The 14,005-nt window shown below is 71.1% G+C and carries 12 protein-coding genes; 5 read left to right on the forward strand and 7 right to left on the reverse strand.

The window, feature by feature from the left end:
• Positions 1–308: 308 nt before the first annotated feature.
• Positions 309–1,133, forward strand: a complete 825-nt coding sequence (locus tag ACFHPP_RS18395; protein WP_437164689.1) for an FkbM family methyltransferase — start codon at positions 309–311, stop codon at positions 1,131–1,133.
• 118 nt (positions 1,134–1,251) lie between these two features.
• Positions 1,252–3,663 (forward strand): glycoside hydrolase family 65 protein, encoded by a 2,412-nt coding sequence (locus ACFHPP_RS18400; RefSeq protein ID WP_437164690.1) that lies wholly within the window; start codon positions 1,252–1,254, stop codon positions 3,661–3,663.
• A gap of 12 nt (positions 3,664–3,675) precedes the next feature.
• On the opposite strand, the gene ACFHPP_RS18405 is transcribed toward ACFHPP_RS18400, so the two are convergent.
• Positions 3,676–4,425: an HAD family hydrolase gene (locus ACFHPP_RS18405; RefSeq protein WP_437164691.1), complete on the reverse strand. Its 750-nt coding sequence runs from the start codon at positions 4,423–4,425 to the stop codon at positions 3,676–3,678.
• Positions 4,426–4,453: 28 nt separating this feature from the next.
• Positions 4,454–5,437 (reverse strand): Bug family tripartite tricarboxylate transporter substrate binding protein, encoded by a 984-nt coding sequence (locus ACFHPP_RS18410; RefSeq protein ID WP_437164692.1) that lies wholly within the window; start codon positions 5,435–5,437, stop codon positions 4,454–4,456.
• 217 nt (positions 5,438–5,654) lie between these two features.
• Between ACFHPP_RS18410 and ACFHPP_RS18415 the strand changes: the two genes are divergently transcribed.
• The 3 genes from ACFHPP_RS18415 (at position 5,655) to dnaN (ending at position 9,002) form a co-directional block, all read left to right on the forward strand.
• Positions 5,655–6,458 carry a gamma-glutamyl-gamma-aminobutyrate hydrolase family protein gene (locus tag ACFHPP_RS18415; protein WP_437164764.1) on the forward strand — a complete coding sequence of 268 codons (804 nt, stop codon included), beginning with the start codon at positions 5,655–5,657 and terminating at the stop codon, positions 6,456–6,458.
• Positions 6,459–6,709: 251 nt separating this feature from the next.
• Positions 6,710–7,750, forward strand: coding sequence for an agmatinase (gene speB, locus ACFHPP_RS18420; protein WP_437164693.1), 1,041 nt, complete (start codon positions 6,710–6,712; stop codon positions 7,748–7,750).
• A 124-nt stretch (positions 7,751–7,874) separates the two neighbouring features.
• Positions 7,875–9,002, forward strand: coding sequence for a DNA polymerase III subunit beta (gene dnaN, locus ACFHPP_RS18425; protein ID WP_437164694.1), 1,128 nt, complete (start codon positions 7,875–7,877; stop codon positions 9,000–9,002).
• 153 nt (positions 9,003–9,155) lie between these two features.
• Here dnaN and ACFHPP_RS18430 read toward each other — a convergent pair whose 3' ends face one another.
• From ACFHPP_RS18430 to miaB, 5 genes are all read right to left on the reverse strand, one after another.
• Positions 9,156–9,773, reverse strand: a complete 618-nt coding sequence (locus tag ACFHPP_RS18430; RefSeq protein WP_437164695.1) for an extensin-like domain-containing protein — start codon at positions 9,771–9,773, stop codon at positions 9,156–9,158.
• A gap of 100 nt (positions 9,774–9,873) precedes the next feature.
• Positions 9,874–10,803, reverse strand: a complete 930-nt coding sequence (locus ACFHPP_RS18435) for a hemolysin family protein (protein ID WP_437164696.1) — start codon at positions 10,801–10,803, stop codon at positions 9,874–9,876.
• Positions 10,800–11,327, reverse strand: coding sequence for an rRNA maturation RNase YbeY (gene ybeY, locus ACFHPP_RS18440; RefSeq protein WP_437164697.1), 528 nt, complete (start codon positions 11,325–11,327; stop codon positions 10,800–10,802). The genes ACFHPP_RS18435 and ybeY overlap by 4 nt, the downstream gene beginning before the upstream one ends.
• A gap of 51 nt (positions 11,328–11,378) precedes the next feature.
• A complete protein-coding gene (locus tag ACFHPP_RS18445; protein WP_437164765.1) occupies positions 11,379–12,371 on the reverse strand; it encodes a PhoH family protein in 993 nt (330 codons plus the stop codon).
• A 71-nt stretch (positions 12,372–12,442) separates the two neighbouring features.
• A complete protein-coding gene (miaB, locus tag ACFHPP_RS18450; RefSeq protein ID WP_437164698.1) occupies positions 12,443–13,840 on the reverse strand; it encodes a tRNA (N6-isopentenyl adenosine(37)-C2)-methylthiotransferase MiaB in 1,398 nt (465 codons plus the stop codon).
• Positions 13,841–14,005: the final 165 nt, after the last annotated feature.

Here is a 14,005-nt window from a genome sequence, read left to right on the forward strand (position 1 = left end):
GGTTGCGCAGGAAATCGCGCACCGGCGTGCGGGCGCGGAAGGCGAGGACGGCGAAGTCGGACTTGGCGAAAGCGGGGGTTGCAGGCATGACGGAAGGCTCCCGATCCTTGGGTTCGCCTTCCTGGCGTAGCAAATCCATGTGCCGTCGGTGTGTCGGCAATATGTCGCAAGATGTCGGGCTGGGACATCCGGCGGACGCATCATGGCAGCGCCGGATGAATCAAACGTTGCCGCGCCCGGGGTTTGGACGTGGCGCCGCGACGGCTATGATGAGAGAACGAAATATCCTGATCCGAAGGTGGCCGAGCGTGCTCCGTAGGCTGTTCTCCTCCCGCCCCGTCGCCCCGCGCGTGGCCCGCAGCACCTACTGCTTCCTGGGCACGAGGGCGGTGGCGCTGACCCATTCGGGCCTGAAGATCTTCCTCGACGTGCGCGATATCGGCATGACGCCGCACATCGCCCTGTCCGGGGAATGGGAGCGCCAGGTCGAGAACCTGCTGCGCCGCCTGCTCCGGCCCGGCGCGCAGGTGGTCGAGGTCGGCGCCAACATGGGCTACCACACCTTGGCGATGGCCCAGGTGATCGGCGATGCCGGCCATGTGCATGCCTTCGAAGCCAATCCCCGCGTGCTGGCGCTGCTGCGCGACAGCGTCACGGTGAACGGGTTCAACGGGCGCGTCACGGTGCATGGCGCCGCCGCGGTGGCGAGCGCCGGCCCCGTCGCCTTCGCCGCCCACCCCCAGAACATCGGCAGCGGCCACCTCGCCCAGGCCGACACCGTGGCGAGCTATTCCGAACGCTTCGAGGCGCGCGGCGTGCGGATCGACGACGTACTGGCCGGGCTGCCGGCGGCCGACCTGATGCGGCTGGATTGCGAGGGCAGCGAGCCCCTGGCGCTGCGCGGGGCGGAAGCGCTGATCCGCCGTTCGCCCGACCTGCTGATGATGACGGAATGGGACGCGCCGATGATCGCGGTGCGGGAGGATCCGGCCGGCTTCGAGGCCTGGCTGCGCGGCCTGGGCTTCGACCACGTGCAGCAGATCATGCCCGATGGCCTGCGCCTTCTGGCCCCGGGCAACCTGCCGGACATTCCGCACGCCGACCTGCTGCTGTCCCGCCGCCCGATCGCCTGAAGGCAGCTCGGCTGGCGGTATTTGGCGCCGGCGCGGAACGACCGGCGCCGCTCGCGCGCTGTGAAGGGGCCGACGCCCGGCGTGCACCGGGCTCCCGTTCCCAGTTCCGGAGACGCCCATGCTGCGCCTGCGCCGGCGCCCACCCGCCGACATCTTCCCCGCCGACCCCTGGGCGCTGGAGGAAACCCGCTTCGGGCCCGAGGTGCAGGATTTCCTTGGCCAGGCCGAGACGATGTTCGCCCTCGCCAACGGCCATCTTGGCCTGCGCGGCACGCTGGACGAGGGCGCGCCGGTGCGGGAGCCGGGGGTCTACCTCAACGGCTTCCACATCCTGCGCGCCATCACCTATGGCGAGCACGCCTATGGCTTCCCGAGGGTCGGCCAGAGCCTGGTGAACCCGCCGGATGCGACGCCGATGCGGCTGCATGTCGGCAGCGAGCCGTTCCGCCTGGACCGCGCCGACCTCACGCACTTCAGCCGGCGGCTCGACATGCGCGCCGGGCTGCTGGAACGCCGCGTCGCCTGGCGCCTGCCGACCGGCCAGCGGCTGGCGCTGCGCACCCTGCGGCTGGTCTCGCTGGAGGACCGCAACCTGGCCGCGATCGGCTGGGAACTGAGCGCGGAGGACGCCGCCGCCGACATCACGCTGCACTCCGACCTGCTGATGCGCCCGCCGCTGCCGGTGGACCCGGTCGACCCGCGCCTGGGCGAGCCAATTTCTGCCCGCCGGCTGCTGGTGCCCACCGGGCAGGCGGTGCAGGGGCTGCGCGCCATCCTGTCGCACGAGGCCTTCGGCTCCGGCCTGGTGCTGGCCTGCGGCATGGACCACGTGATCGAGGAGCCGGGGCGGCTGGTGGCCGAGACCGAGTTCCGGGAGGATTGCGCGACGGTGCTGCTGCGCGGCCAGGTCGCGCCCGGCCGGCCGCTGCGGCTGTGGAAGGCGCTGGCCTACCACTACGACGTCGCCGGAACCCCGGCCGAGGAACTGCGCACCCGCGCCGGCCACACGCTGGACCATGCCATGGGCCAGGGCATGGAGGCGCTGGTCGGCCGGCAGCGGCTGCACGCCGCCAGCTTCTGGGACCGCGCGGATATCGAGGTGGTGGACTCTGGCCCGCACCGCCAGCAGGTGATCCGCTGGAACCTGTTCCAGTTGCTGCAGGCCTCGGCGCACGCGGAGGGCCACGGCATCGGCGCGCGCGGCCTGACCGGGCGCAGCTACGAGGGGCACTATTTCTGGGACACGGAAATCTACGTCCTGCCCTTCCTGGTCTACAGCAACCCGCCGATGGCCCGCAGCGTGCTGATGTTCCGCTACCGGATGCTGGACAAGGCGCGCGACCGGGCGCGGGAGCTTGGCCATCGCGGCGCCTGCTTCCCGTGGCGCACCATCGATGGGCGGGAGGCGTCCGCCTACTACGCCGCCGGCACCGCGCAGTACCACATCAACGCCGACATCGCCTTCGCCATCCGCAAATACGTCGAGGTGACCGGCGACAGCGTCTTCCTGTACGACCACGGCGCCGAGATCCTGGTGGAGACGGCGCGGCTGTGGCGCGACCTCGGCTTCTTCTCCGCCCGCCACGAGGGCCGCTTCTGCATCAACGGCGTCACCGGGCCCGACGAATACAACACCGTGGTGGACAACAACCTGTTCACCAACCTGATGGCGCGCGAGAACCTGCGCTACGCCGCCGACACCGCCGAGGCGATGGCGCGGGACCAGCCGGCGGCCTTCGCCGAGCTGGTGCGCCGCACCGGCCTGGCGCCGGAGGAGCCGGCCGGATGGCGGGAGGCCGCGGCGCGCATGTACCTGCCCTGGGACGAGCGGCTGCGCATCCACCCGCAGGATGACAGCTTCCTCGACAAGGAACCGTGGGATTTCGCCAACACGCCGGCGGACCGCTACCCGCTGCTGCTGCACTACCACCCGCTGAACCTGTACCGCGCCCAGGTCATCAAGCAGGCCGACACGGTGCTGGCGCTGTTCCTGCTCGGCGAGCACTTCACCGACGCCGAGACCAAGCGGAACTTCGACTACTACGACCCGCTGACGACGCATGACAGCTCGCTGTCCGTCTGCATCCAGGCGATCGTCGCGGCGGAGATCGGCTACCTGTCAAAGGCGCTGGAGTATTTCGAATTCGCCGCGGCGATGGACATCTCCGACCTCGGCGGCAACGTGGTGCATGGCGCGCACATCGCCTCGATCGGCGGCACCTGGATGGCGCTGGTGCACGGCTTCGGCGGGCTGCGAGACCATGGCGGGCGGATCTGCTTCGACCCGCGCCTGCCCGCCCCGTGGCGATCCCTGCGCTTCCCGCTGACCATCCGCGGCCAGCGCCTGCGGGTGGAGGTGCGGCACGACGTCACCAGCTACCGGCTGGAGGTCGGCGAGAAGCTGGTCGTTTTCCACGCCGGCGCCGAGGTGGTGCTGACCGCCGCCGAGCCGCTCGCGATCCGCGACACGCCGGCGGCGCGGCCGGAGCCGGTGCCCGAGTTTCCGCCGGCGGCGATGCCTGCGGGATAGGCTGGGGTCGGATCAGGCGGCCGAAAGCCGCGTCAGGTCGCGCACCACGCGGTGCGCGCCGTGCTGGCGCAGCGCCTCCGCCTGCCCGTGGCGGTCGATGCCGATCACCAGGCCGAAGCCACCGCGCTGTCCGGCCTCGACGCCGGCCTGCGCATCCTCCACCACCACGCAGCGCGCCGGGGCCGCGCCGAGGCGGCGGGCGGCTTCCAGGAAGGTGTCGGGCGCCGGTTTGCCGGGCAGGCCGAGCCGCGCCGCCTCCACCCCATCCACCCTTGTGTCGACCAGCGCTTCCAGCCCGGCGGCTTCCAGGACCGCCGCGCAGTTGCGGCTGGCGGAGACCACCGCGATGGGCATGCCGCGCGCCCGCAGGGCCCGCAGCAGCGCGGCGGCCCCCGGCAACGGCGCAACGCCCTGGCGGCGCAGCAGGTCCTCGAACAGCGCCTGCTTGCGGCGGGCGACGGCGGCGACCGTCAAGGCATCCGGAGGGTCTGCCGCCGAGCCCTCCGGCAGCACCAGGCCGCGGGAGGCGAGGAAGCCGCGCACGCCATCCTCCCGCTTCCGGCCATCGACATGCGCCAGGTAGTCGCCTTCCGGGTCGAAGGGGCGAAGGTTGGCGTGCTGGCGGTGCAGCACCTCGTCGAACAGCACCTGCCACGCCACGGCGTGGATCCGCGCCGTGTCCGTCAGCACACCGTCGAGGTCGAACAGCACCGCGTCCCAATCCCGCCGTGCCAGGACCAGGGGTGCTGAAGCCTCATCCATCGCGGGCACGCCGGCCGGCCGGCCCCCGCTACCCGTCCAGCCTGATGCCCAGCTCCCGGATCAGCGGCCGCCACAGCGCGTTCTCGCGCTGCACGAAATCGGAAAATTCGGCCGGGGACCAGGGCTGGTACTCGATGCCGAGGTCCGCCAGCCGGCGCGCGATGTCGGGGGAGGTCATGGCGCGCACCATCTCCTGCGCCAGGCGGTCGATCACCGGCGCGGGGGTGCCGCGCGGCACGCTCATGCCCTGCCAGCCATAGGCCACCGTACCGGCATGGCCGAGCTCGACCAGCGTCGGCACATCCGGGAACAGCGCACTGCGCGCCTCGCTCATCACGCACAGCGCGCGGACGCGGCCATCGCGGATGAAGGGCGTGCCGGTGGCGGTGTCGATCACCACGACGTCGACGTTGCCGGCCAGCAGGTCCTGCATCGCCGCCGGGCCGCCGCGATAGGGCACGTGTTCCGCGGCAAGCCCGGTGCGGCGCTTGACCAGCTCCATCGCCAGGTGGTGCGGCGATGCGACGGCCGGCGTGCCATAGGTCGGCGCGCGGGTGCGGGATGCCGCGACCAGCCCGGCGAAATCGCGCACCGGGTCGTTGGGCCGCACCACGATGTACAGCGGGAACTGCCCGATGAAGCCGACGCCGGTGAAGTCGCGGTCCGGATCGTAGGGCAGGCGGGCGTACAGCGCCGGGTTGTAGACCAGGATGCCGTTGTCGACATGCATCCAGGTGTTGCCGTCCGCCGCGCTGCGCGCCACCAGGTCGCTGGCCAGCACGGCGCCGCCGCCCGGGCGGTTCTCCACCACCACGTTCTGGCCGAGCCGCGGCGTCATCTGCGCCGCGATCAGGCGGGCGAAGGCGTCGGAGGCGCCACCGGGCGGATACCCCACGATCCAGCGCATCGGCCGGTCCGGCCAGGAGGGGGCCTGGCCCTGGGCCCGCGCGCCCGGCGCCGCGGCCAGTGCCGCCATCGAAAATCCTGCCAGCACCCCGCGCCGCCCGACCATCCCACGCCTCCCTCGATCCGCTGCGCATTGTGCGGCCTGTTGCGCCGCATGCAACAGCAACCATGCGCGCCGGAGCCTGGCTGGCGCCGCTTCGCCGGAAAAAGCGGCAGGCGGCGGCGCGCAGGGCGGCAACACCATGCTGCCATGCGCGCCACGCGCGGCGATTCCGGCGAAGATTGTCTTGATCCTGCCATGGACAGGGTCGAGATTTATGGACATGCGCGCGATGGTCGGTATCTCCTGCTGTGTCAAAGCCTTCGGCCTGTTCGGCACGCCGAACCATGCGGCCTCGGACAGTTACGTCCGCGTCTCGCTCGGCCCCATCGGCGCCGTGCCGGTGCTGCTGCCCGCGGCCGGGGAGGCGCTGGTGCCGGATATCCTGCCGCGCCTCGATGGCCTGATGCTGACCGGCAGCCGGTCCAACGTGCATCCGAACCACTATGACGGTCCCGCGCACGCCGAGGGCACGCCGGAAGACCCGCAGCGGGATTCCACCACCCTGCCGCTGATCCGCGCCGCCATCGCGGCGGGGCTTCCTGTCCTGGCGATCTGCCGTGGCTTCCAGGAACTGAATGTGGCGCTCGGCGGGTCGCTCGACCAGCGCATCCAGGACCTGCCGGGCCGGATGGACCATTCGACGCCGTCGGACCAGCGGCTGCCCGGTGTCCGCACCGGCAAGGCGCATGCGGTGCGGGTGGTACCCGATGGCGACCTCGCGCGGCTCTGGGCTGCCGCCGGGGTGCGAATCCGGCCGGAGGCCGTGCCGGTGAACTCGCTGCACAACCAGGGCATCTGCCGTCTGGCGCCGCGCCTGGTGGCGGAAGCCTGGGCGCCGGATGGCACGGTGGAGGCGGTGCGGGTGGCCGATGCGCCGGGCTTCGTGCTCGGCGTGCAATGGCACCCGGAATACGACTGGGAACAGGATGCGCGGTCCCGCGCCATCTTCGAAGCCTTCGGCGCCGCCGCGGCGGCCTGGGCGGCGGGGCGGCGCCCGGGCGCGGGACGACTGGCTGCCGCCTGACGGCGTAACGACCCTTCAAGCCCGCGCGATCCGGCGCTTGAATGGGCTTGCATGCCCGTTTGCGGTCCATTTGCCTTTTGCATCGCAACCCTGGGGCGCGCTACACTGGCCTGACCGGCCTACTACCGCCGGTGAGCGATGCCCGGTTCCCCTGCCGGCTCGCCCGACCACTCCGATCGGAAGTGATTATAGCGTGGCGCCCGGTCACCCCCCTGACCGGGCGCTTTGCGTTTGCGGGAGGTTGTTCACGGATGGATGCGGAGCGACTGGCGGCGCTGCGGGCGCGTTTCGCGGCCACCGGCGGCACGGAGACCGAAGACCCGCTGTTCCGCCGCATCATCGCCAGCCAGTTCACCGGGGACCGCCGCGCCTGGCCGTTTTCCGGCCTCGCCACCTTCTGCGGTGCCACCTTCCAGCCGGATGCCTTCGCCAACCCGCCCGACATCGGCCTGGTGGGCGTGCCGATGGACCTCGGCGTGACCAACCGGGCTGGCGCCCGGCTCGGCCCGCGCGCGATCCGCGCCGTGGAGCGCATCGGACCCTATGAGCCCGCTTTGCACATGGCGCCGCTGACCGAGGCGCGGGTCGCCGATATCGGTGACGTGCCCATGGCCTCCCGCTTCTCCCTGGAATCCTGCCACGCGGATATCGAGGCGCATTTCCGGGCGCTGCGCGCGGCCGGCATCCGCACCGTGGCCGCCGGCGGCGACCATTCGATCAGCCTGCCGATCCTGAAGGCGCTGGGGGATGGGCGTCCGCCCGGCGAAAAACTGGGCATGGTCCATATCGACGCGCATGCCGACACCGGCGGCGAGTACGAGGGCACCCGCTTCCACCATGGCGGTCCGTTCCGCCAGGCGGTGCTGGAAGGCGTGCTGGACCCGGACCGCACCATCCAGATCGGCATCCGTGGCGGCGCCGGCTACCTGTGGGAGTTCTCCACCGCCAGCGGCATGACGCTGATCCCGATGCACGAAGTGTCCCAGGCGGGCATCCCGGCCGTGCTGGAACGGGCCCGGCGGGTGGCGACGGGGCCGGTCTACGTCTCCTTCGATATCGACGCCGTCGACCCCGGCTTCGCGCCGGGCACCGGCACGCCGGAGGTCGGCGGCCTGGCGCCGTTGCAGGTGCTGGAACTGCTGCGCGGCCTGGCGGGGCTCGACGTGGTCGGCGGCGACGTGGTGGAGGTGGCGCCGCAATACGATGCCGGCACCGCCACGGCGCAGATCGGCGCGCAGATGATGTTCCAGATCCTGTGCCTGCTGGTGCGGGCCCCCTCCTTCAGATGCTGACCTTCCGCACCTGAATCGCCGGCCGGGCGCCCTTCTACTGGCGATTCCGGCCTGTTAGAGTGGCAACCCGCGCGGGGCGGGCATGAGGTCGGCCGGTCGCCGCCATTTCGGGAATCCAGGGACCATGAAATTCACGGTGGACCGGGCGGTGATGCTCAAGGCGCTCGCGCATGTGCAGAGCGTGGTCGAACGTCGCAACACCATCCCCATCCTTGCCAACATCCTGCTGGAAGCCCGCGAGGGTGGCCTGCGGCTGACCGCGACGGACATGGAGATCGCGGTGGTGGAGGACGTGCCCGGCGTCAGCGTCACCCGCGCCGGCCGCACCACCGCACCGGCCGCGACCCTGTTCGAACTGGTCCGCAAGCTGCCGGACAGCGCCAAGCTCGAATTGGACCACCCCGGCGGCGATGCGCAGATGACGCTGCGGGCCGGGCGCTTCGACGCCAAGCTCTCGGTGCTGCCGGTGGAGGATTTCCCCTCCATGACCGAAGGCAAGCTGCCGCATAAATTCGCCATCGGTGCCGCCATGCTGCGCGGGCTGATCGACAGCACGCGCTTCGCGATCTCCACCGAGGAGACGCGCTACTACCTGAACGGCATCTACATCCACGCCACCGAATCCGGCGGCACCAAGGTTCTGCGGGCGGTGGCGACCGATGGGCACCGGCTGGCCCGGGTTGAGGAAGCCTTGCCGGACGGTGCCGCCGGCATGCCGGGCGTCATCATCCCGCGCAAGACGGTGAACGAGCTGCGCAAGCTGGTGGAGGAAGTGCAGGACGAGGTCGCGGTGGCGCTGTCCGACACCAAGATCCGCTTCACCCTGGGCACCGTGCAGCTCACCTCCAAGCTGATCGACGGCACCTTCCCGGAATACGAGCGGGTGATCCCGCGCGGCAACGACAAGATTCTGCGGGTCCAGAAGAAGGACTTTTCCGAAGCGGTCGGCCGCGTCGCGGGCATCAGCAGCGAGCGGTCGCGGCCGGTGAAGCTCTCGGTGGACCGCAACCACCTGCTGCTGTCGGCGGCCAGCGCCGAGCTGGGCCAGGCGCAGGAGGAGCTGGACGGCGATGTGGTGAGCTACGAATCCGGCCCGCTCGAGATCGGCTTCCAGGCCCGCTACCTGAACGACATCACCGACCAGATCGCGGACACGGTGGAATTCCGCTTCTCCGACGGATCGGCGCCGACCATCGTGACCGACAGCGCGAAGCCGGAAGCGCTGTACGTGCTGATGCCGATGCGGGTGTGAGGAAGCCCTCTCCCCCCACTTCGGGGGGAGAGGGTTGGGTGAGGGGGGCGTGCCATCGGGCGGCTGCGTTCATAATTCTGCGCTGACCCCCTCACCCTACCGTTCAACGCATGCGTCGAACCCCACAAGGGGGAGAGGGTTCCCTGGCGCACCTCACCGGCACGCCCGCCACGGCCCCATGTCGAAGTGGAAATGGTCGCGATGCGCCGCGTTATAGTCCGGGCCGAGCACGGCGCGGAACCAGTCGCAGGCGCCGTCCCGCAGCGCCCGCAGGAATGCGGCCTCCGCGCCGCCCGCCTCCCAGTGGCGCAGCAGGGTCACCTGCCGCCCGTCGCGCAGCGTGAAGCCGGCGATGTCGATGGCGTTGGCGGTGGCGTGCTGGCTGCGCCGGCCGGTCGCGGCATGATTCACGTTGCGGCAGGCCCGGGTGCCGAGGTGGCGCACGCTGGTCACCTCCGACCCCAGGTGCCGCCGCGCCGCCGGTTGCATGACGTGGCGCTCGAACAACAGCCAGCTTGCGGCGACGCGGCAGGTGGCGACCGGGCCGGCCGGCACCACCCGCGCGGCCGAGGGCAGCCGCACCGCATCGCGGATCTCGCAGCCGATGTCGGAGTCGCGGTCGGCGATGCGGGAAATGCCGAGCCCGCTGGTCTCCAGCGCCGCGAAGCAGCTTTCCGGATGCATCGCCAGCCGCCGCAGCTTCAGGCCGGTGACCAGGTTGGGCTCCGCCGTCAGGTCGAGCGGCTGGCGCGGGTCCCATTCCGGCGGCACATGGCGCAGCCCGAAGAAGCCGGCCGCGCCGAGCAGCCCCAGCGCCGCCAGCCAGGCCAGCGCCCGGCGCAGGGTCAGCGCCCGATCACCCCGCCACCGATCACTCCGCCGCCTGGCGTGCCGGCTCCCCCGTCGAGCCCGGCCGCCGCACCCGCAGCCGGCGGATGCGGCGCGGGTCGGCGTCCAGCACCCGGAATTCCAGGCCAGATGGGTGCGAGATCAGCTCCCCCCGCGCCGGCACGCGGCCGGCCAGGGTGAAGATCAGCCCGCCCACGGTATCGATGTCCGCGCTGCGCTCCTCCTCCGTCAGCACGGCGCCGAATTTTTGCTCGAAGGCCTCCACCGTGGTGCGGGCGTCGAGTTCGACGGTGCCGTCCGGCCGGTCCAGGATCGTCACCGGCGCCACCTCGTCATGCTCGTCCGAGATGTCGCCGACGATGGTCTCGACCAGATCCTCGATCGTCACCAGGCCGTCGATGCCGCCATATTCATCCACCACCAGCGCCATGTGGATGCGCGCGGCGCGCATCTGCAGCAGCATGTCGAGCACCGGGATGGTCGGGACCACGAACAGCGGCCGGCGCAGGATCGCCTTCAATGAAAAGCTGGCCGGGTCGCGGCCGACGGCGGCGAAGACGTCCTTGATGTGGACCATGCCGACGATGTCGTCGAGGTTCTCCCGGTACACCGGAAAGCGGCTGTGGCCCTCGCGCTGGATCAGGCGGATGGCCTGGTCGAGCGTCAGATCCTCCGACATCGCCAGGATGTCGGCGCGCGGCACCATCACGTCGTAGGCCGCCTTGTCGCGCAGCCGCAGCACGTTGCCGAGCAGCGCGCGCTCATTCGGGTCGAGCCCGCCGCCAAAGCCGTCCGGCGTTCGCGGCGCGCCTTCCTCCTGCCGGCCTTCCAGCAGTTCCTCGACCTGGTCGCGCACCGTATCGGCCGTGCGGCGCCGCAGCAGGCCCTGGATGCGCCAGAGCAGGGTGTTGCGCTTTTCGACGGGTGTGCCGTCTTCTCCGTTGCCGCTCATGATGCAGGCCGTCCCCGGCCCTCCTTCCAGGGGTTGGGGCGGCCGAGGCGGCGCATGATGCGCGCCTCCGCCTGTTCCATGCGCCGCGCCTCGCCGGCCAGCAGGTGGTCGTGGCCGGCCAGGTGCAGGGCGCCATGCGCCAGCAGATGCGCCAGGTGGTCCGCGGCGCTGCGCCCGGCCTCCCGCGCTTCGCGCCGCACCACGCCGAGCGCCAGGGCGATGTCGCCCAGGTGGCCGGGCATGCCGCCGGGGAAGGACAGCACGTTGGTGGGCTTCGCCTTGTCGCGATGGCCGGTGTTCAGCCGCTTGACCTCGGCATCGTCGGTCAGCAGCACGGTGACGGCGCCCTCGGCGCCGGCATCCCGCAGCGCCGCGGCCACGGCACGGCGGGCCAGCGCGTCCGGCCGGGCTACGGCGGCGCGCCACTTCTGGGTGGCGAGGACGACGGTGATGCCCGCCTCCCCCTCCTGCATCCCGGCCCCGGCAAGCCTGCCGGGGTCGGGATGACTACTTAACGGTTCCATCGCTCTCCAACTGCCTCCGGCGCGGGACAATGGCCCCGTGCCGCAAATCCCTCAACGCCCGCGCGGTGCCGGGTCACTCCGGCCCGAAGCCGACTGGTCCATCCGGCCATAGGCCGCGACGATGCGTTGCACGAGGGGATGCCTTACCACATCCGTTTCTGCAAATCGCGCCACCGTGATGCCCTCGACCCCCTCCAGGATCGAGAGCGCCTCGGCGAGGCCGGATTTCTGGCCGTTGGGCAGGTCCACCTGGGTCGGGTCGCCGGTGATGACCATGCGGCTGCCCTCGCCCATCCGGGTCAGGAACATCTTCATCTGGGCCGCTGTGGTGTTCTGCGCCTCGTCCAGGATGGCGTAGCAATGGGCGAGGGTGCGGCCGCGCATGAAGGCCAGGGGTGCCACCTCGATCTCGCCGGCGGTCATCCGGCGGGTGAGCTGCTCGGCCGGCATCATGTCGTGCAGCGCGTCGTACAGCGGCCGCAGATAGGGGTCGACCTTCTCCTTCAGGTCGCCCGGCAGGTAGCCGAGCTTTTCGCCGGCCTCCACCGCCGGACGCGACAGAACGATGCGATCGACCCGCCCGGCCTGCAGCAGCGCGACGCCCTGGGCGACGGCCAGGTAGGTCTTGCCGGTGCCGGCCGGGCCGACGCCGAACACCATCTCGTGCCGCGCCAGCGCGTCGATATAGGCGGCCTGCGCCGGGGTGCGCGGCGCGATGGCGCCCTTGCGGGTGCGGATCGCCGGCAAATCCTGCAGGGGCAGGCGCGGATCCGCTTCCTGCACGCCTTCCGCCATCCGCATCGCCGCCTCGACCTCCGCGCTGCCCACCGGCTCGTTCTTCTGCAATCTTCGCCACAACGCCATCAACGCCGCTTCCGCCACATCGGTCCGCTCGGGCGCGCCGGTGATGGTCAACCGGTTGCCCCGGCTGCCGAGGCGGACGCCGAGGCGGACCTCCATGCGGGCCAGGTTGCGGTCATGCTCGCCATACAGCAGCGGCAGCAGGGCGTTGTCGTCGAACTGCATGGTGACGACGCGCTGCATGTTGGGGTTGCCCGCCAGGGTGGCGGGCGGGCGAGCGGCGGGACGCAGGCTGATCGTGGCGGGGGGTGTGTTCAAGCGGCGGCCTTCTCCTGACGGGGCGTTTGTGCGGGAGGACCGAGCGCCTCATTCCCCTCGAGGCGCACGGTGAGCGAATTGGGCATCGCGGCGGTGACCACCGCCGGAAGCACCTGGCCGGCGAGGTCGGGGGAGCCCTCGCCATGTGTCGGCTGCAGCCAGGGGGAACGCCCGGCGAACTGCCCGGGATGCCGCCCCGGGCCGGTCACCAGGATATCGCAGGCACGGCCGACGCAGGAACGGTTGAAGGCATCCTGCTGTTCCCGCAGCAGGGCCTGGATTTCCTGCAGCCGGCGGTCCTTTTCCACCTCCGTCACCTGGAGTTGCGCGGTGGCGGCCGGCGTGCCGGGGCGGGAGGAGTATTTGAACGAATAGGCCAGCGCGAAGCCGACCCGCTCGATCAGCCGCAGCGTCGCCTGGTGGTCGGCCTCGGTCTCGCCCGGATGGCCGGCGATGAAGTCCGACGACAGCGCGATATCCGGCCGCGCCTGCCGCAGCTTGTCCACGATGCGGAAATAGTCGTCCGCCTTGTGGCCGCGATTCATCGCAGCCAGCATCCGGTCGGACCCCGACTGCACCGGCAGGTGCAGGAACGGCATCAACTGCGGGATCGTCCCGTGCGCCGCGATCAGCGCATCGTCCATGTCGCGCGGGTGGCTGGTGGTGTAGCGCAGCCGGGCGAGGCCGGGGATTTCCGCCAGTTCCAGCAGCAGCCGGTCCAGGCTCCAGGCGCCGCCGGACAGGCCCTCGCCATGCCAGGCGTTCACGTTCTGCCCGAGCAACGTGATCTCGCGCGCGCCCTGCCCGACCAGGTGCCGGGCCTCCGCCAGCACGGCGGCGGCAGATCGCGAAAACTCGCTGCCGCGGGTGTAGGGCACGACGCAGAAGGAGCAGAACTTGTCGCAGCCTTCCTGGATGGTCAGGAAGGCCGTGACGCCCTGCGGCGTGGTCGAATCCGGCAGGAAGTCGAATTTCTGCTCGGTCGGAAAGTCGGTCTCGATCACCGCGCCGGCGGCGCGGCTGATCCGCGTCACCATCTCGGGCAGGCGGTGATAGCTCTGCGGTCCCAACACGAGGTCCACATAGGGTGCGCGGGCGGTGATTTCAGCGCCCTCCGCCTGCGCGACGCAGCCGGCGACCGCCAGGATCAGCCGCCCGCCGTCCTGTTCGCGCGCCTGCTTCAGCACCCGCAGCCGGCCAAGCTCGGAGAACAGCTTCTCGCTGGCTTTCTCCCGGATGTGGCAGGTGTTCAGCACGATCATGTCGGCGTCGTCCGGCCCGGTGGCCGGGGCATAGCCGAGCGGGGCCAGCACATCCGCCATGCGGCCGCTGTCATAGACGTTCATCTGGCAGCCCCAGCTGCGGATGAACAGCTTCTTCTTGTCGGAACTCATGCCGGACCGTGCTCCGCCGCCCCGCCCAAACCGAGGCAGGGGAAAGCGGGGGATTTGCGCAGGCCGCGCGCCGGGGTCAAGCGCGGCCCAACGGTCCAGGGGGGTTTGGCCCTGCGGGCCAGGCGGGGTTCGGCACCCGGACAGGCTGCGGGATGGCGCCGTGTC

It is taken from the genome of Falsiroseomonas sp. E2-1-a20, assembly GCF_051433195.1.
GTDB lineage: Bacteria > Pseudomonadota > Alphaproteobacteria > Acetobacterales > Acetobacteraceae > Falsiroseomonas.